At 71.5% G+C, this 17,260-nt stretch carries 17 protein-coding genes; 16 read left to right on the top strand and 1 reads right to left on the bottom strand.

From position 1 onward, the window contains the following. Positions 1 to 44 precede the first annotated feature (44 nt). From atpB to ACXJKA_RS01345, 14 genes are all read left to right on the top strand, one after another. The gene (gene atpB, locus ACXJKA_RS01280) at positions 45 to 863 is read left to right on the top strand and encodes a F0F1 ATP synthase subunit A (RefSeq protein ID WP_456823376.1); all 819 of its coding nucleotides are present in this window, start codon (positions 45 to 47) and stop codon (positions 861 to 863) included. 83 nt (positions 864 to 946) lie between these two features. After that, positions 947 to 1,156 carry an ATP synthase F0 subunit C gene (gene atpE / locus ACXJKA_RS01285; RefSeq protein WP_370504580.1) on the top strand — a complete coding sequence of 70 codons (210 nt, stop codon included), beginning with the start codon at positions 947 to 949 and terminating at the stop codon, positions 1,154 to 1,156. After that, the gene (locus tag ACXJKA_RS01290; protein WP_456823377.1) at positions 1,156 to 1,740 is read left to right on the top strand and encodes a F0F1 ATP synthase subunit B; all 585 of its coding nucleotides are present in this window, start codon (positions 1,156 to 1,158) and stop codon (positions 1,738 to 1,740) included. The genes atpE and ACXJKA_RS01290 overlap by 1 nt, the downstream gene beginning before the upstream one ends. Beyond that, a complete protein-coding gene (locus tag ACXJKA_RS01295; RefSeq protein ID WP_456823344.1) occupies positions 1,740 to 2,552 on the top strand; it encodes a F0F1 ATP synthase subunit delta in 813 nt (270 codons plus the stop codon). Before ACXJKA_RS01290 ends, ACXJKA_RS01295 begins: the two co-directional genes overlap by 1 nt. 81 nt (positions 2,553 to 2,633) lie before the next feature. Beyond that, positions 2,634 to 4,262: a F0F1 ATP synthase subunit alpha gene (gene atpA, locus ACXJKA_RS01300; RefSeq protein WP_456823345.1), complete on the top strand. Its 1,629-nt coding sequence runs from the start codon at positions 2,634 to 2,636 to the stop codon at positions 4,260 to 4,262. A 2-nt stretch (positions 4,263 to 4,264) separates the two neighbouring features. Next, entirely contained in the window at positions 4,265 to 5,158 is an 894-nt protein-coding gene (locus ACXJKA_RS01305; RefSeq protein WP_456823346.1) for a F0F1 ATP synthase subunit gamma, read from the top strand. A gap of 37 nt (positions 5,159 to 5,195) precedes the next feature. After that, positions 5,196 to 6,683 carry a F0F1 ATP synthase subunit beta gene (gene atpD / locus ACXJKA_RS01310; protein WP_456823347.1) on the top strand — a complete coding sequence of 496 codons (1,488 nt, stop codon included), beginning with the start codon at positions 5,196 to 5,198 and terminating at the stop codon, positions 6,681 to 6,683. Between the two features lie 71 nt (positions 6,684 to 6,754). Then, positions 6,755 to 7,045 (top strand): F0F1 ATP synthase subunit epsilon, encoded by a 291-nt coding sequence (locus tag ACXJKA_RS01315; RefSeq protein ID WP_456823348.1) that lies wholly within the window; start codon positions 6,755 to 6,757, stop codon positions 7,043 to 7,045. Between the two features lie 42 nt (positions 7,046 to 7,087). Next, positions 7,088 to 7,465 carry a DUF2550 family protein gene (locus ACXJKA_RS01320; RefSeq protein WP_456823349.1) on the top strand — a complete coding sequence of 126 codons (378 nt, stop codon included), beginning with the start codon at positions 7,088 to 7,090 and terminating at the stop codon, positions 7,463 to 7,465. Positions 7,466 to 7,500: 35 nt separating this feature from the next. Then, positions 7,501 to 8,196 carry an endonuclease NucS gene (gene nucS, locus ACXJKA_RS01325; protein WP_456823350.1) on the top strand — a complete coding sequence of 232 codons (696 nt, stop codon included), beginning with the start codon at positions 7,501 to 7,503 and terminating at the stop codon, positions 8,194 to 8,196. Between the two features lie 63 nt (positions 8,197 to 8,259). Further along, a complete protein-coding gene (locus ACXJKA_RS01330) occupies positions 8,260 to 8,907 on the top strand; it encodes a TetR family transcriptional regulator (protein WP_456823351.1) in 648 nt (215 codons plus the stop codon). Then, a complete protein-coding gene (locus ACXJKA_RS01335; RefSeq protein WP_456823352.1) occupies positions 8,904 to 10,238 on the top strand; it encodes a YndJ family transporter in 1,335 nt (444 codons plus the stop codon). Before ACXJKA_RS01330 ends, ACXJKA_RS01335 begins: the two co-directional genes overlap by 4 nt. Then, the gene (locus ACXJKA_RS01340; RefSeq protein ID WP_456823353.1) at positions 10,235 to 10,717 is read left to right on the top strand and encodes a hypothetical protein; all 483 of its coding nucleotides are present in this window, start codon (positions 10,235 to 10,237) and stop codon (positions 10,715 to 10,717) included. Before ACXJKA_RS01335 ends, ACXJKA_RS01340 begins: the two co-directional genes overlap by 4 nt. Continuing rightward, positions 10,696 to 11,907 (top strand): N-acetylglucosamine-6-phosphate deacetylase, encoded by a 1,212-nt coding sequence (locus ACXJKA_RS01345; RefSeq protein WP_456823354.1) that lies wholly within the window; start codon positions 10,696 to 10,698, stop codon positions 11,905 to 11,907. The genes ACXJKA_RS01340 and ACXJKA_RS01345 overlap by 22 nt, the downstream gene beginning before the upstream one ends. Positions 11,908 to 11,943: 36 nt before the next feature. Here ACXJKA_RS01345 and ACXJKA_RS01350 read toward each other — a convergent pair whose 3' ends face one another. Then, the gene (locus ACXJKA_RS01350; RefSeq protein WP_456823355.1) at positions 11,944 to 12,948 is read right to left on the bottom strand and encodes a LacI family DNA-binding transcriptional regulator; all 1,005 of its coding nucleotides are present in this window, start codon (positions 12,946 to 12,948) and stop codon (positions 11,944 to 11,946) included. A gap of 163 nt (positions 12,949 to 13,111) precedes the next feature. Here ACXJKA_RS01350 and yicI point away from each other — a divergent pair, with 163 nt between their 5' ends. Together yicI and ACXJKA_RS01360 are read left to right on the top strand one after the other, a co-directional pair. Beyond that, a complete protein-coding gene (gene yicI, locus ACXJKA_RS01355; protein WP_456823356.1) occupies positions 13,112 to 15,379 on the top strand; it encodes an alpha-xylosidase in 2,268 nt (755 codons plus the stop codon). Positions 15,380 to 15,593: 214 nt separating this feature from the next. Continuing rightward, positions 15,594 to 17,036, top strand: coding sequence for a GH1 family beta-glucosidase (locus tag ACXJKA_RS01360; RefSeq protein ID WP_456823357.1), 1,443 nt, complete (start codon positions 15,594 to 15,596; stop codon positions 17,034 to 17,036). The last annotated feature ends 224 nt before the right edge of the window (positions 17,037 to 17,260 follow it).

The following is a 17,260-nucleotide window of genomic DNA, read 5'->3' on the forward strand; positions in this document are numbered from 1 at the left end:
CGCATTGATGCGGCACTCGGCGCCCACGACCACAGGAGACCGCCCTGTTCAGCCTTGCGACGATCCTGCCGCTCGCCGCGGAGGAAGACGGTAGCGGGGGCTTCCACGCCCCGTCGCTCATCGACTTCTTCCCGCCGGCCATCTTGTTCGAGGGCACCCCGTTCGAGATCAACCGGATCATCCTGGTCCGGTTCGTCGCCGTCATCGCGCTGCTGCTGGTGTTCGTCATCGGCGCCCGGCGCGCGAAGCTGGTCCCCGGCCGTTTCCAGAACATCCTCGAGATGGGCCTGGACTTCTGCCGCAACGCGATCGCGTACGAGATCCTCGGTGAGAAAGAGGGCAAGAAGTACGTCCCGATGATCACGACGATCTTCTTCGCCGTGCTCGTCTTCAACATCACCGGCGTGATCCCGTTCCTCAACATCGCGGGCACCTCGGTGATCGGCCTGCCGATCATCTTCGCGCTCTGGGTCTACGTCGTGTACCAGTACGAGGGCGTCAAGAAGTTCGGCGTCGGTGGCTACCTCAAGCACAGCCTGTTCCCCCCGGGCGTCCCGTGGCCCATCTACATCCTGCTGACCCCGGTGGAGTTCCTGCAGGTCTTCATCCTGCGGCCCGCCACGCTGGTCATCCGGCTCCTGGCCAACATGCTCGCGGGTCACCTCCTGCTGGCGCTGTGCTTCGCCGCCACGTCCTTCCTCCTCTTCGAGGCCTCGGCCGGTCTCAAGGCCTTCGGCGTCGTGACCTTCGTCGCCGGCTTCGGGTTCTTCTTGCTCGAGGTCTTCGTCGCAGCCCTGCAGGCGTACGTCTTCGCGATCCTCACGGCCGTCTACCTGCAGATGGCGACCGTCGAAGAGCACTGATCGACCCCGCGACGGCCTGATCCCCGGGTCGTCGCCCGCAACGGACGCGCCGAGCGGCGCGCAGATGAAAGGAACCAGATCCAGTGGAAATCACCGGTCTCGCCCTCGTCGGCTACGGTCTCGCGGCTATCGGCCCCGGCATCGGCCTCGGCATCCTGTTCGGCAAGACGATCGAGGGCATGGCGCGCCAGCCTGAGATGTCCGGCCAGCTGCGCTCCACCATGTTCATCGGTCTGGCGTTCATCGAGATCCTCGCTCTGCTCGCCATCGCCACGCCGTTCTTCTTGAAGTGATCACCGCGCAGCTCGTCGCTGCCGCGCACAGCGTGGCGGCGGCCACCGAGACGGAGGAGATCAACCCCCTCCTGCCGGAGACCTACGACATCGTCTGGTCCCTGGTCATCGTGGTGATCATCGGCCTCGTGTTCATCAAGTACGCCCTGCCGAAGTTCCAGGCGATCCTCGATGAGCGCACGGAGAAGATCGAAGGCGGGCTGCAGCACGCCGAGGCCGCCCAGGCCGAGGCCGCTGCCCTGCGTGCCGAGTACGAGCAGCAGCTCGCCGACGCCCGCACGGAGGCCGCCCGCATCAAGGAGGCCGCCCGCGCCGAGGGCGGTGCCATCGTCACCGAGCTCAAGGCGAAGGCAGCCTCCGAGGCGGCGCGTACGGTCGAGACGGCCCAGCGCCAGATCGAGGCCGAGCGTCAGCAGGCGGCGGTCTCGCTGCGTGCCGACGTGGGTGCGCTCGCCACCGACCTCGCCTCCAAGATCGTCGGCGAGTCGCTCGAGGACGCCGCGCGGCAGTCGCGCGTGGTCGACCGCTTCCTGGCCGACCTCGAGGCGTCCACGGCAGCGACGAGCGCAGGCAAGGAGAACTGATGCGCGGCACGAGTCTGGCGTCCCTGTCCGCGGCACAGGTCCGGTTCGAGCCGGTGCTGGCCGCGGCGGGCACGCAGGCGATCACGCTCGGCGAGCAGCTGTTCGCCGTCGTGGACGCGCTGGACTCCTCGGGCTCGCTGCGGCGGACCCTGTCGGACCAGTCCATCGAGTCGGGCGCCAAGGCCGGCCTGGTGGCGGGCGTGCTCGCCCGGTCCGACAAGCGCGTCGTCGACGTGGTGACCCTGCTCGCGCAGGCGCACTGGTCGTCGGCCGAGGACCTGGTCGACGCCGTCGAGCGGCTGGGCTTCGACGCCCTGCTCGTGTCGGCGCAGGCCGGCGGGCAGCTCGAGCGGGTCGAGGACGAGCTGTTCCGCATCACGCGGTCGCTCGTCGGCCAGCGCGAGGTGCGGCAGGCGCTGTTCGACCCCCGGGTCCCCGGCGACAAGCGCGCCGACCTGGCGGAGAACCTCCTGCGGGGCAAGGTCGCCGGCGCCACCCTCGCGGTGGCCCGACGCGCGGCGGAGGCCCCCCGCGGTCGCCGCTTCGTCGCGACGCTCGGCCACGTGGCCGATCTCGCAGCCGCCCGTCGTGAGCGCCTCGTGGCATCCGTGACGTCGGGCAGCGAGCTGTCGGCGGCCCAGCTGGAGCGCCTCGGCAGCATCTTGCAGCAGGCGTACGGGCAGGACCTGCAGCTCAACGTGACCGTGGACCCCGAGATCCTCGGGGGACTGCGCATCCAGGTGGGCGCGGACGTGGTCGACTCGACCGTGCTCGCCAGGCTCGCCGACGCACGACGACGACTTGCCAGCTGAGTATCGGCCCCAGGCCGGCCCATCGAACGACGTGTACGACACTTTGACCGCCCGACCGGCGGTCGCGACAGGAGAAGAGCAATGGCTGAGCTGACGATCCGGCCGGACGAGATCCGGGCCGCGCTGGACAGCTTCGTGAAGTCCTACGAGCCGACCGGCGTGGTGTCCGAAGAGGTCGGCCGCGTGACGCTGACCGCCGACGGCATCGCGCAGGTCGAGGGCCTGCCCGGCGCGATGGCGAACGAGCTGCTGCGCTTCGAGGACGGCACGCTCGGCCTCGCGCTCAACCTCGACGTCCGCGAGATCGGCGTCGTCGTCCTGGGCGAGTTCACCGGCATCGAGGAGGGCCAGGAGGTCCGCCGCACGGGCGAGGTCCTCTCCGTCCCGATCGGTGACGGGTACCTCGGCCGCGTCGTCGACCCGCTGGGCCAGCCGATCGACGGCCTGGGCGAGCTGAAGACCGAGGGCCGCCGCGCCCTCGAGCTGCAGGCCCCCGGCGTCATGCACCGCAAGTCGGTCGACGAGCCGCTGCAGACCGGCCTCAAGGCCATCGACGCGATGATCCCGATCGGCCGCGGCCAGCGCCAGCTCATCATCGGCGACCGCCAGACCGGCAAGACGGCCATCGCGATCGACACGATCATCAACCAGAAGGCCAACTGGGAGACCGGCGACCCGAAGCAGCAGGTCCGCTGCATCTACGTCGCCATCGGCCAGAAGGGCTCCACCATCGCCGCCGTCCGCGGCGCCCTGGAGGAGGCCGGCGCGCTCGAGTACACGACCATCGTCGCGGCCCCGGCGTCCGACCCGGCCGGCTTCAAGTACCTGGCGCCCTACACCGGCTCGGCCATCGGCCAGCACTGGATGTACCAGGGCAAGCACGTCCTCATCGTCTTCGACGACCTGTCGAAGCAGGCCGAGGCCTACCGTGCCGTGTCGCTGCTGCTGCGCCGCCCGCCGGGCCGCGAGGCGTACCCCGGTGACGTCTTCTACCTGCACTCCCGCCTGCTCGAGCGTTGCGCCAAGCTCTCCGACGACCTGGGCGGCGGCTCGATGACGGGTCTGCCGGTCATCGAGACCAAGGCCAACGACGTGTCGGCGTACATCCCGACCAACGTCATCTCCATCACCGACGGTCAGATCTTCCTGCAGTCGGACCTGTTCAACGCCGACCAGCGCCCTGCCGTCGACGTCGGCATCTCGGTGTCCCGCGTCGGTGGTGCCGCGCAGGTCAAGGCGATGAAGAAGGTCTCCGGCACGCTGAAGCTGGACCTTGCGCAGTTCCGCTCGCTCGAGGCGTTCGCGATGTTCGCGTCCGACCTCGACGCGGCGTCCCGCGCGCAGCTGACCCGTGGCGCCCGCCTCATGGAGCTGCTCAAGCAGGCGCAGTACTCGCCGTACCCGGTCGAGGACCAGGTCGCGTCGATCTGGGCCGGCACGAAGGGCAAGCTGGACGACGTCCCGCTGGCCGACGTCCGCCGGTTCGAGACCGAGCTGCTCGACCACCTGCGCCGCAACACCGAGGTCCTGTCGACCATCGCGTCGTCCGGCAAGCTCGAGGACGACACCGAGAAGGCTCTCGGCGACGCGATCGACGAGTTCCGCAACGGGTTCCTCGTGGGTGACGGCACGACGCTGGTCGGCTCCGCCGACGACGGCGCCGAGGTCGAGGTCGAGCAGGAGCAGATCGTCCGGCAGAAGAAGGGCTGACCGTGGCAGGTCAGCAGCGCGTCTACCGGCAGCGGATCCGGTCGACACAGTCGCTGAAGAAGATCTTCCGCGCGATGGAGCTCATCGCTGCCTCGCGCATCGGCAAGGCGCGGGACCGGGTGACGGCGGCGACGCCGTACTCCCGGGCGCTGACCCGTGCGGTGTCGGCCGTGGCCACGCACTCCAACGTGACCCACCCGCTCGTCACCGAGCGCTCGGACACCAACCGGGTCGCGGTCCTCGTCGTCACCTCGGACCGCGGCATGGCCGGTGCCTACTCGGCGAGCGCCATCCGCGAGGCCGAGCGCCTCATCGGTCGCCTCACCGAGGCGGGCAAGGAGCCGGTGGTCTACGCCGTCGGTCGACGCGCCATCTCGTACTACGCGTTCCGCGGGCGTGAGCTCGCGGAGCAGTGGTCGGGCAACTCGGACGCGCCGTCGGTCGAGACAGCCACCGAGATCGCGGAGACGCTGCTCGCGGCGTTCCAGGCACCCGTGGACCAGGGCGGTGTCGCGGAGCTGCACGTCGTGTTCACGAACTTCAAGAACATGGTGTCGCAGACGCCGCGCGTGATCCGGCTGCTCCCGCTCGAGATCGTCGAGGGCGTCGAGGCGCGCGACGAGAACGAGGTCCCGCCGCTGTACGAGTTCGAGCCGTCGCCGGAGGCCGTGCTGGACGCGCTGCTCCCGATGTACGTGCGCAGCCGCATCTACACCTGCCTGCTGCAGGCCGCGGCCTCCGAGCTCGCCGCCCGCCAGCGGGCGATGCACACCGCGACCGAGAACGCCGAGGACCTGGTGCGCATGTACACCCGGCTCGCCAACCAGGCCCGCCAGGCCGAGATCACCCAAGAGATCAGCGAGATCGTGTCGGGCGCCGACGCGCTCGCCTCCTGACGACTACGTCCGCACAGAGACGAACCGGAGAAACACCATGACTGCTACCACTACCGAAGCTGCTGTCCAGCACGCGTCCGGTCCTGGCGTGGGTCGGGTCGCGCGGGTCATCGGCCCCGTCGTCGACATCGAGTTCCCGTCCGACCAGATCCCCGAGATCTACAACGCCCTCCAGGTCGACATCGACCTGTCGGCGCAGGGCGAGGGTGAGGCCGAGGGCGCGACGACGATGACCCTCGAGGTCGCCCAGCACCTCGGCGACTCGCTCATCCGGGCCATCGCGCTCAAGCCGACCGACGGCCTGGTCCGCGGCGCGCTCGTGCGCGACACCGGCGAGGCGATCTCGGTGCCCGTGGGTGACATCACCAAGGGCCACGTCTTCAACGTCATCGGCGAGGTGCTCAACCTCAAGGAGGGCGAGAAGCTCGAGATCACCGAGCGCTGGCCCATCCACCGCAAGCCCCCGGCCTTCGACCAGCTCGAGTCGAAGACCCAGATGTTCGAGACCGGCATCAAGGTCATCGACCTGCTCACGCCGTACGTGCTCGGCGGAAAGATCGGCCTCTTCGGCGGTGCGGGCGTCGGCAAGACGGTCCTCATCCAGGAGATGATCCAGCGCGTCGCGCTCAACCACGGTGGTGTGTCGGTGTTCGCCGGCGTCGGCGAGCGCACCCGTGAGGGCAACGACCTCATCGTCGAGATGGAGGAGGCCGGCGTCTTCGACAAGACGGCGCTCGTCTTCGGCCAGATGGACGAGCCGCCGGGCACGCGTCTGCGCGTCGCCCTGTCGGCCCTGACGATGGCGGAGTACTTCCGCGACGTGCAGAAGCAGGACGTGCTGCTCTTCATCGACAACATCTTCCGGTTCACGCAGGCCGGCTCTGAGGTGTCGACGCTGCTCGGCCGCATGCCGTCCGCCGTCGGGTACCAGCCGAACCTCGCCGACGAGATGGGCATCCTCCAGGAGCGCATCACCTCGACGCGCGGTCACTCGATCACCTCGCTGCAGGCGATCTACGTGCCGGCCGACGACTACACCGACCCGGCCCCGGCCACCACGTTCGCGCACCTCGACGCGACCACGGAGCTGTCCCGCGAGATCGCGTCGCGCGGCCTGTACCCCGCCGTGGACCCGCTGACCTCCACCAGCCGGATCCTCGACCCGCGCTACGTCGGCCAGGCGCACTACGACGCCGCGACCCGCGTGAAGTCGATCCTGCAGCGCAACAAGGAGCTCCAGGACATCATCGCGATCCTCGGTGTCGACGAGCTGTCGGAGGAGGACAAGACGGTCGTCGCACGCGCCCGTCGCATCCAGCAGTTCCTCTCGCAGAACACGTACATGGCCGAGAAGTTCACGGGCGTCGTCGGCTCGACGGTGCCGCTGACCGAGACGGTCGAGGCCTTCGGCAAGATCGCCGACGGCGAGTTCGACCACATCGCCGAGCAGGCCTTCTTCAACATCGGTGGCCTCGAGGACCTCGAGCGCAACTGGGCCCGCATCCAGAAGGACTACGGCGTCTGAGCACGCCCATCGCGGGGCGTCGTCACTGACGGCGCCCCGCGCAGTCCCGCACATCATCGAAGGAGGGTCTCGTGGCAGAGTTCGAGGTCGAGATCGTCGCGACCGCCGGCAAGCTGTGGTCCGGAACTGCCTACATGGTCTCGGCCAAGGCGGGCGAGGGTGACATCGGCATCCTGGCCGGTCACGAGCCCGTGCTGTCCGTGCTGCAGCCGGGCGAGCTCCGCGTGTTCCCCACGCAGGGCGCGCAGCCGAAGCGCTGGCAGGTCGAGGGTGGGTTCCTGTCCTTCGACTCGAACCACCTGACCATCGTCGCCGACAACGTCGTCGAGGGCGCCCGCCCCGCGACGCCGGCCGCGCACTAGGTCGTCGCGACGGTGAGCGGCGTCGTCGTCACACTCGGGTGTGTGGTCGTCGTCCTGCTGCTCGCCGTCGCCGCACTCTGGTTCTCACGGGTGCACACCCTGAACCGCCGCGTCGGCTCGTTCTCCTGCGCGGTCGGCCGCACGGCCGACGGGCCCTGGTCGTCCGGCGTCGCGCAGTACGGCGCCGATCGGCTCTACTGGTGGCGGTACCGCTCGCTGGCCACGCGACCCCGTGCGCGCTGGCAGCGCGTGGGCCTCACCGTGGTGGAGCGCCGCGAGCACGGCGCCGGCCTGGTCGTCGTGACGTGCCGGCCGGGGTCCGCGGCCGAGACGGTGCAGCTGCTCATGAGCGCCGAGGCGTACGCCGGCCTCACGTCGTGGATCGAGGCGACGCCCTCGCGCGTCGGCTCGGTCATCTGACCGCCCCTCCTTCTGCACAGTCTGGAAGAGATCCGATGCGTCTCGTCGTCGCGTCCTGCTCCGCGCGCTACAGCGGTCGCCTCAACGCCCACCTGCCGCTGGCCACGCGCCTGCTCGTCGTGAAGTCCGACGGCAGCGTCCTGCTGCACTCGGACGGCGGCTCGTACAAGCCGCTCAACTGGATGAGCCCGCCGTGCACGCTCGCGGTCGCGGAGCCGTCCGACGAGGCCCGCGCCGCGGGGGTCACGCAGGTCTGGACCGTGCAGCACCAGAAGTCCGACGACCGCCTCGAGATCGACCTGTACGCCGTGCAGCACGACTCGGCGCACGAGCTGGGCGTCGACCCGGGTCTCGTCAAGGACGGCGTCGAGGCCCACCTCCAGGAGCTCCTAGCCGCGCAGATCATCCTGCTCGGCACCGGGCACACCCTGGTCCGCCGCGAGTACCCGACGGCCATCGGCCCGGTCGACATCCTGGCCAAGGACCCCTCCGGCGGCACCGTCGCCGTCGAGATCAAGCGCCGCGGGGACATCGACGGCGTGGAGCAGCTGACCCGCTACCTCGAGCTGCTCAACCGCGACCMGCACCTGGCGCCCGTCCGCGGGGTGTTCGCCGCACAGGAGATCAAGCCCCAGGCGCGCGTGCTGGCCACGGACCGTGGCATCGGCTGCCTCGTGCTCGACTACGACGCCATGAAGGGCGTCGACGACTCGGGCTCCCGCCTCTTCTAGCTCTGTCCACGTCACACCGCCGGGCTCTTGAACGTGTTCAGTTGAACGTGTTCAAATGACCGCATGAGCGAGGACACCAAAGCACTCGTGAGGGCCACGGCCCTCCGGCTGTTCCGTGGGCGCGGGTACGCGGCGACGACCATGCGGGCGATCGCGCAGGAGGCGGGCGTCGCCACGGGCAACGCGTACTACCACTTCGCGTCCAAGGACCACCTGGTCCAGGAGCTCTACCTCGACGTGACGCGGGAGCAGGCGGTCGGCGCCCGCCGCGTGCTGGCCGAGGGCGGCGACCTCACGGCACGGCTGCGCGGGGTGATGCTCGCGGCGGTCGACGCCTTCGCCGAGTACCACGCGTTCGGCGCGGAGTTCGTCACGGTCGCCATCCGGCCGGGGTCGGCCGCGAGCCCGTTCTCCGCGGAGTCGTCCGAGTCGCGCGAGCTGAGCCAGGCGGTCTTCCGCGAGCTCGTCGAGGGAGCGTCCCCCGCGGTGCCCACCGGCCTGCGCGCCGAGCTGCCCGAGCTGCTGTGGCTCGCGCAGCTCGGTGTGACGCTCTTCTGGGTCTACGACGGGTCGCCGGGGCAGCGTCGGACGCGGACGCTGGTGGAGGGCGTCGCGCCCCTGATCGGACGCCTGGTCCGGCTGTCCCGGCTGCCGGTCCTGCGTGGCGCGTCGGAAGACGTCCTGGCACTGGTGCGGGCTGTGCGCGGATGAGCGAGCTGACGCCGGCCACGGCGGACGCGGTGCGGGTGGTCGTCGGGCTGGGCACCGTCCTCGTCCTGCCGCTGGGGCTGCGGTTGCTGGGGGACCGCGCGGTGCCGCGGTCCCGGTCGCTGGTGTGGCCCGTCGTCGGGCTCCTCGCGGCAGTGAGCGTCTGGCTCCCGGTGGGCATGCTCGCCGCGGTCCTCGCGGTGCCGTTCGCTCTCGCGACGGTGCTCCTGGCGATGTGCGCCCTGCGCGTCCGTCTGCTGACGACAGCGGTCGCCCTGGCGACGCCGCTGGTCGGGGCCCTGGCGCTGGTGGCCGAGCGGGCGGGCTGGGGGCTGCTGGGGTTCTCGGGCGACTACCTGGCGCTGACCGTCCCGCACATGCTCTTCGCGGGGTTCGGCGCGTGCCTCGTGGCGGGACTCGTGGCGCACGCGGAGGCCTCGCCGCTGACGCGCCTCGCCGCGACCACCGTCCCCCTCGGCGTGCTGCTGGTGCTGGCGGGCTACTTCGTCTCGGACGTCGCCGAGCTGCTGGGCGCCCTGGTGCTCACGACCGGGCTCTGGTGTGCCGCCGCCGCCACGGTCGGGCTCGCCGGGTCGGTCGCTGCCCGGGCGCTCCTGCGGGTCGGCGCGGCAACCGTCGTGGTGTCGATGCTCCTGGCGCTGTGGTGGGCGGTCGGGGAGGCGAGCGGCCTGCCGCACCCGAGCCTGTCGTGGATGGCCGCGACGCACGGCGTCGGCAACGCGCTGGGCTTCGTCCTGTGCACCCTGCTCGGGCTGCGGCTCCTCCCGACCGCGCCCGCGCGGACCGGGCTGACGTACAGCGAGGTCGGCGCCACGCGGATCGGTCCCCTGCCGGCCGGCTACCGGCACCTGCGGGCACGGCACCTGCTGATGCCGGGCGCGACGCCGCACGATCTGGCCGAGCTCGGCGACGCGCTGCTGCGCTGGAGGGTGCACGAGGCCGCCCTCGTCGAGGTGCTCCCGGACGGTCCGGAGGCGATGCCGGGGCTACGGGTCGTGAGCCGTCCCGGGATCGGTCCCGTGGCCTTGTCGGTGCCGTGCGAGGTGGTCTGGATCGAGCGCGGGCCGGACCGCGTGGGGTTCGGGTACGGCACCCTGCCCGGGCATCCGTTCCGCGGCGAGGAGGCGTTCACCGTGGATCGGGACGAGGCGGGAGACCTGTGGTTCGTCGCCACGGCCTTCTCGGTGCCGGACCGCTGGTGGGTGCGGCTGGCCGGGCCCCTCACGGTCGTCGCGCAACGGCTCTACCTGCGGGTGCTCGCGCGGGGGGGCCGTCGGTTGGCCGGCATCCGGCAGCTCCGAGGTGTGTCGTGAGCGCCCCGGGCGTCCGCGGCGCCGGCGCGATCACCGCGCTGTGCCTGCGCTGCCTGGCCGTGCTCGCGGCGGTCAACGGCGCGGCGGCGGTCGTGGCGTTGCTCGTCAGCGGCACCGGTGCGTCGGACGACGTGTCCGCCGGGCTCTACCTGCTGTTCGTCGCGCTCGTGGTGGCGTGCGTGCCGGTCGGACTGGTCGGCATACCGGTCGGCCTCGTGCTCGCGAACCTGCTCCAGGGCTCGTCGCGCGAGTGGGTGCACGTCGCGGCCTTCGCGGTGGTCGGCGCGGTCCTCTCGGTAGCTCTCTGTGCGATGGCCAACCTCCTGGTCGCCAACCCGTGGTTCGCGCTCGTCGCCGCTGCCGAGGGGGCGATCGGCGCCGGCGCGGCGCGGTGGTGGACCGGCCGGGTGCATCTCCGGCGGGAACCGTGGTCCGACGCGCAGGGAGCAGCGTTGCCATGGGGAAGGATTGCCCCGTGAGCACCGACACCTCCCTCGTCCTGCGCGGTCGGCTCGTCACCCCCCGGGGCGTGATCGACGACGGGGTCGTGGTCGTCGACGGCACAACCCTCGTCTGGGTCGGCCCGGTCGACCGCCTGCCGCCCGGGTGGCAGGCCCCGGAGCCGAGCGGCGCCACGATCCTCCCGGGACTGGTGGACCTGCACTGCCACGGAGGCGGCGGCGCGAGCTTCCCGGACGCGGTCGACGCCGACGACGCCCGACGCGCGGTCGACGAGCACCGCCGGCACGGCACGACGAGCCTGGTGGCGTCGCTGGTCACCGCCCCGGCGGACGTCCTGCTCGAGCGCGCGGCCCTGCTCGCCGGCCTGGCGGACGCCGGGGAGATCGTCGGCATCCACCTCGAAGGGCCGTTCCTGTCGGCGGACCGCTGCGGCGCGCAGAACCCCGCGGACATGCAGGCGGGCGACCCCGGGCTCGTCCGGCGGATCGCCGGGGCCGCCGGCGGGCACCTGGTGACCATGACCGTGGCACCCGAGGTGCCCGGCGCAGAGCAGGCCATCGAGGCCCTGGTCGACGTGGGCGCGGTGCCGTCGATCGGGCACACCGACGCGTCGGCGGAGCAGGTGGACGAGGCGGTCGATCGCGGTTTCGACCTGCTGGCCGCACGCCGCAACGGTCGCCTGACCGCCACGCACCTGTTCAACGGCATGCGCCCCCTGCACCACCGCGACCCCGGACCGATCGCCGCGTGCCTGGCGGCCGCCGCCCGAGGGGAGCTGGTGGTCGAGCTCGTCGCCGACGGGACCCACCTGGCCGACGGGACCGTCCGCTCGGTCTTCGACCTGCTGGGCGCCGGCTCGATCGCGCTGGTCACGGACGCGATGGCGGCCGCGGGCATGCCCGACGGCGCGTACCGGCTCGGCCCCATGGAGGTCGCGGTCGCGGACGGCGTCGCGCGCGTCGTCGACGACACGGGTCGGCCCGGCGCGATCGCGGGAGGGGTCGCCCACCTGCTCGACGTCGTGCGCAATGTCGTCGCCGCGGGCATCCCGCTGGAGGACGCCGTCCTCGCCGCCGCGACCACCCCCGCCGACGTCCTGGGTCGGCGCGACCTCGGGGCCCTCGCGGCGGGCCGCCGTGCGGACCTCGTCGTGACCGACGACGACCTCCGGCCGGTCCGCGTGCTGCGCGGCGGAGCCTGGGTCTAGGGCATCACCGCAGGTCGGCGCCCCCCACCGCGGCCGCTATCCCCTCGGCGCGGCGGTGCTGGTGCGCGTCGTGAGCACCGGCGCGAGCAGGCGGGTCTCAGCGGGCTCGTTCCCGGTGAGACGGCCGATCGCCATGTCGACGGCGACGCTGCCGATGGTGTGCGCCGGGATGTCCACGGCCGTGAGCGGCTGGGTCTGCCCGAGGGCCACGTCCTGCGGGCAGACCGCGACCACGGAGACGTCGCCGGGCACGTCCTTGCCGCGCGCGCGGAGCGTCTCGAGCACGGCCGGCAGCGCGACCTCGTTGTGGACGATGAGCGCGGTCACGCCCGGCAGGGCCGCCAGCACGCGGTCGACGGCCTCGACCGCGCCGCTGTGCGACGACTCGCAGGTCTCGAACACCGAGTCGATGCCGAGCCGTGCGGCCTCCTGGGTGAACCCGCGGACGAGCCGCGCGGCATAGGTGGTCCGGCGGCTCAGCACCGCCCGCGGGGAGCCGACGAGAGCGATCCGGCGGTGCCCCAGCCCCGCCAGGTGGTCGACGGCCGTGCGCCCGACGGCCTCGAAGTCCAGGTCGACGCAGGAGAAGCCGGTGGCGTCGCGGGGGAGGCCGATGAGCACGGCCGGCTGCCGCTGCCGGCGCAGGATGGCGAGCCGCGGGTCCTCCGCCTCGACGTCCATCATGATCACGGCATCGACCATCGAACCCGCAGCCACCCGCTCGATGCCCTCGTGGTCGTCCTGTGTCAGGAGCAGGACGTCGTGCTTGTACCACCCGGCCCGCGTGACCACGCCGGTGACGAACTGCATGATGACGCCGACGTTGACGTCGACGCGCAGCGGCGCCATGAGGGCCAGCACCTGGGTGCGCTGCGAGGCCAGCGCCCGGGCGCCGGCGTGCGGTCGGTAGTCGAGCTCGCGGACTGCCCGCTCGACGCGGGCGCGGGTCTCGGCGGAGATGGGCCGCTTGCCGGAGAACGTGTAGGAGACGGTGGACACGGAGACGCCCGCGGCCCGCGCCACGTCGTCGATCGTCGCCATCGGATCATCCCCTCGTCGCCTGCCGCGCCCACCTTAGCGAGTCGAATCGCCGTCGAAGCGAAGGCCTCGGGCGGCGCATCTGGACAGTGTTCCTCGAGGCCCCTACCGTATTCTCGTCATCGAAACGCTTCGATGATGCGACCCCCCACGTGAAGGCGACCCGATGAAGTTCACGGACGGCTACTGGCGGCACCTCCCCGGCGTCACGGTCCTGCGTCCCCGCGACGTCGCGGACGTCGTCGTCGGCGAGCACACCCTCACGGTGTACGCCTCGACGGTGCCGCTGACGTCGCGCGGGGACACCCTCAACAAGGCGCTGGTGACCGTCTCGTTCCACAGCCCGATGGACGACGTGATCGGGGTGCGGATCGACCACCACCTCGGCGGCGTCGACCGGGGCCTGTCGTTCGACGTGGCCCACACGGCGGCGGACGTCAAGGTCGTCGATGCCGCGGGTGCTGCCGACGGCGTCGCGACGTTCCAGGCCGGCGGCCTGACCGCGCGCGTGTCGACCCGAGGCCCCTGGCACGTCGAGTTCGAGGCCGACGGTCGGGTTCTCACGTCGTCGACCGCCCGCTCCGTCGGCGTGGTCACCGACGCCCGCGGCGACGCGTACGTGCACGAGCAGCTGACGCTCGGCGTCCGCGAGCACGTCTACGGCCTGGGCGAGCGGTTCGGCCCCCTCGTGAAGAACGGGCAGTCGGTCGACATCTGGAACGAGGACGGCGGCACGTCCAGCGAGCTGGCGTACAAGAACGTCCCGTTCTTCTTCTCCGACGCCGGGTACGGCGTGTTCGTCGACCATCCCGGGCGGGTCTCGTTCGAGGTGGGCTCGGAGGCGGTGTCCCGCACCCAGTTCTCCGTGCCGGGGGAGTCGCTGCAGTACTACGTCATCCACGGCCCGACGCCCAAGGACGTCCTCCGCAGGTACACCGCGCTGACCGGCCGCCCGGCGCAGGTCCCGGCCTGGTCGTACGGGCTGTGGCTATCGACGTCGTTCACCACGCAGTACGACGAGGCGACCGTGATGTCGTTCGTCGACGGCATGGCTGAGCGCGGGCTGCCGCTGAGCGTCTTCCACTTCGACTGCTTCTGGATGCGGGCGTACCACTGGACCGACTTCACCTGGGACCCCGCGACGTTCCCGGACCCGGAGGGCCTGCTGGCCCGGTTGCACGCCAAGGGCCTCAAGGTCTGCGTCTGGATCAACCCGTACATCGCGCAGCGCTCCGCTCTCTTCGAGGAGGGCCGGGCGGCCGGCTATCTGGTCACCCGCGCCGACGGCTCCGTCTGGCAGACGGACCAGTGGCAGTCCGGCATGGGGTTGGTCGACTTCACCAACCCGGACGCGGTGACCTGGTACCAGGGCTACCTGCGACGGCTGCTGGCCCAGGGGGTCGACGCCTTCAAGACCGACTTCGGCGAGCGCATCCCCACGGACGTCGTCTGGCACGACGGCTCCGACCCCGAGCGCATGCACAATCACTACACGCACCTGTACAACCGGGCGGTCTTCGACCTGCTCGAGGCCGAGCGCGGAGAGGGCGAGGCGGTGCTCTTCGCCCGGTCGGCCACCGCGGGCGGCCAGCAGTTCCCCGTGCACTGGGGCGGCGACAGCGAGTCGACGTTCGAGTCGATGGCGGAGACGCTGCGCGGTGGGCTGTCGCTGGCGTCGTCGGGCTTCGGCTACTGGAGCCACGACATCGGCGGCTTCGAGGGCACACCCGACGCCGCCGTGTTCAAGCGGTGGCTGGCGTTCGGCCTGCTCTCGTCCCACAGCCGCCTGCACGGCTCCGACTCGTACCGGGTCCCGTGGGCCTTCGACGAGGAGGCCGTCGACGTCGCCCGGCTGTTCACCCGCCTCAAGCTCTCGCTGATGCCGTACCTGGCCCGCCTGGGGCAGGACGCCCACGAGCTCGGGCTGCCCGTCATGCGGCCGATGGTCCTGGAGTTCCCCGACGACCCGGGCGTCGCCGGCGTCGACACGCAGTACCTGCTCGGCGACAACCTCCTGGTCGCGCAGGTGTTCTCGGCCGACGGCCGGGTCGACGTGTACGTGCCGGAGGGCACCTGGACCTCGCTCCTCACCGGCGAGCGCGTCTCCGGCCCCCGCTGGGTCCGCGAGCGGCACGACCTCCTCTCGCTGCCCCTCTACGTCCGCCCCGACTCGGTGCTGCCCGTCGGTGCGCACGACGACCGGCCGGACTACGCGTGGGCCGACGGCGTGACGCTGCGCCTGTTCGAGCTCGCCGACGGGCACCGCTCGGTCACGCGCGTGGGCGACGCGAGCTTCGTCGTGACGCGCGACGGGGCGACGGTCAACGTCGAGGCGCGAGGCACCGACGCCACCTGGTCGGCCGTCGTTGCTGGTGGCGCCTCGGCCGTCGCTGCCGCCGGGCAGGACACCCTGACGCTGACCATCGTGGAGTGACGCCGCTGGTGCACCCCCGGCGCCGGCCGTCGGCTCGGGGGGTGGCGGGAGCGTTCCCACACTGTGTATCGTATCGTTTCGACAACCCTGGGGTGGGTGCGTGGCAGCGCGGCATTGTTGCCGTCCGTGGACGTCGCAGCCCCACTCAGACTCGCGGCGCCCAGCCCCGCAGCCCGTCCATCGCACCTGTCCGCTCGACCCGAAGGACCCGCTCATGACGACCTCGCGCCCCTCCGGCCGCCAGTTCCCCGCCGACTTCCTCTGGGGCTCGGCCACCGCGTCGTACCAGATCGAGGGCGCCTTCGACGAGGACGGCCGCGGGCCGTCGATCTGGGACACGTTCTCCCGGACGCCCGGCAAGGTGCTCGACGGCGACACGGGTGACGTCGCGGCGGACCACTACCACCGCGTGGCCGAGGACGTCGCGATCATGCAGGACCTGGGCCTGCAGGCCTACCGGTTCTCCATCGCGTGGCCGCGCGTGCAGCCGACCGGCTCGGGCGAGTTCAACCAGGCCGGCCTCGACTTCTACGTCGACCTGGCGGACCGCCTCATCGCCGCGGGCATCAAGCCCGTCGCCACGCTGTACCACTGGGACCTGCCGCAGCCCCTCGAGGACGAGGGCGGCTGGGCCAACCGCCAGACGGCCCTCAACTTCGAGAAGTACGCGCGCAAGCTCGCCGAGGTGCTCGGCGACCGCATCCACCTGTGGACCACGCTCAACGAGCCGTGGTGCTCGGCGTTCCTCGGCTACGCGTCCGGCGTGCACGCCCCCGGCGTTACCGACGACGCCAAGGCCCTCGCCGCGGTGCACCACCTCAACCTGGCGCACGGGCTCGCCGGTCGGGCGATCAAGGACGTGCTCGGCCAGGACACGCCGATCTCGGTGACCCTGAACCTGCACGTGACGCGCGCGGCGACCGACTCCCCGGAGGACGTCGAGGCCAAGCGCCGCATCGACACGATCGCCAACGAGGTCTTCCTGCGCCCGATGCTCGACGGCGAGTACCCCAAGGAGGTCTTCGCCGATACCGAGGCGATCACCGACTGGTCGTTCGTCCTCGACGGCGACCTCGACCTCATCCAGGTCCCGCTCGCGCTGCTGGGCATCAACTACTACTCGACCGGCCGCGTGCAGCAGGGCACGCCCGCCGGCGGCGACGGCACCCCGGGTCCGGACGGTCACCGCTCGTCGGAGAACAGCCCGTGGGTCGGTGCGACGAACGTCGAGTTCCTCCCGCAGCCCGGCCCCTACACCGCGATGGGCTGGAACATCGAGCCGCAGGGCCTCGTCGACCTGCTCCTCGACGTGCACGAGCGCTACCCGAGCGTGCCGATGGCCATCACGGAGAACGGTGCCGCGTTCTACGACGAGGTCAGCGCCGACGGCCGCGTGCACGACGCCGACCGCGTCGCCTACCTGCACGACCACATCGACGCCGTCGGCGAGGCCATCGAGCGCGGCGCCGACGTGCGCGGCTACTTCGTCTGGTCGCTGATGGACAACTTCGAGTGGTCCTACGGCTACGACCGCCGCTTCGGCGTCGTCCGGGTCGACTACGACACCCTCGAGCGCACGGTCAAGGACTCGGGCCGCTGGTACCGCGAGCTCCTGCGCACCGGCACCATCCCGACCCCGGATTCCGCGGCCTTCTGAGACCGCGCGACGGCCGAGCTCCCCTCCGGGCGCTCGGCCGTCGCCGTCTCCACCCGCAACGTCCGCACTCGATGAGGTCCTGACCCCCACAAGCGCGGACGTCCGCGCGCCACCCCACCCAACGTCCGCACTCGATGCGCCCTGACCCCCACAAGTGCGGACGTCCGCGTGCCACCCACCCAACGTCCGCAGATTCGGTCGTCGGGGCGCTCGATCGTGCGGAC

It is taken from the genome of Cellulomonas sp. P5_E12 (genome assembly GCF_054049315.1).

Coding starts and splice junctions, on each gene's coding strand:
- ACXJKA_RS01295 (WP_456823344.1), top strand. CDS start 1,740: ATGCGCGGCACGAGTCTGGCGTCCCTGTCCGCGGCACAGGTCCGGTTC.
- atpA (WP_456823345.1), top strand. CDS start 2,634: ATGGCTGAGCTGACGATCCGGCCGGACGAGATCCGGGCCGCGCTGGAC.
- atpD (WP_456823347.1), top strand. CDS start 5,196: ATGACTGCTACCACTACCGAAGCTGCTGTCCAGCACGCGTCCGGTCCT.
- ACXJKA_RS01330 (WP_456823351.1), top strand. CDS start 8,260: ATGAGCGAGGACACCAAAGCACTCGTGAGGGCCACGGCCCTCCGGCTG.
- ACXJKA_RS01335 (WP_456823352.1), top strand. CDS start 8,904: ATGAGCGAGCTGACGCCGGCCACGGCGGACGCGGTGCGGGTGGTCGTC.
- ACXJKA_RS01345 (WP_456823354.1), top strand. CDS start 10,696: ATGGGGAAGGATTGCCCCGTGAGCACCGACACCTCCCTCGTCCTGCGC.
- ACXJKA_RS01350 (WP_456823355.1), bottom strand. CDS start 12,948: ATGGCGACGATCGACGACGTGGCGCGGGCCGCGGGCGTCTCCGTGTCC.
- yicI (WP_456823356.1), top strand. CDS start 13,112: ATGAAGTTCACGGACGGCTACTGGCGGCACCTCCCCGGCGTCACGGTC.
- ACXJKA_RS01360 (WP_456823357.1), top strand. CDS start 15,594: ATGACGACCTCGCGCCCCTCCGGCCGCCAGTTCCCCGCCGACTTCCTC.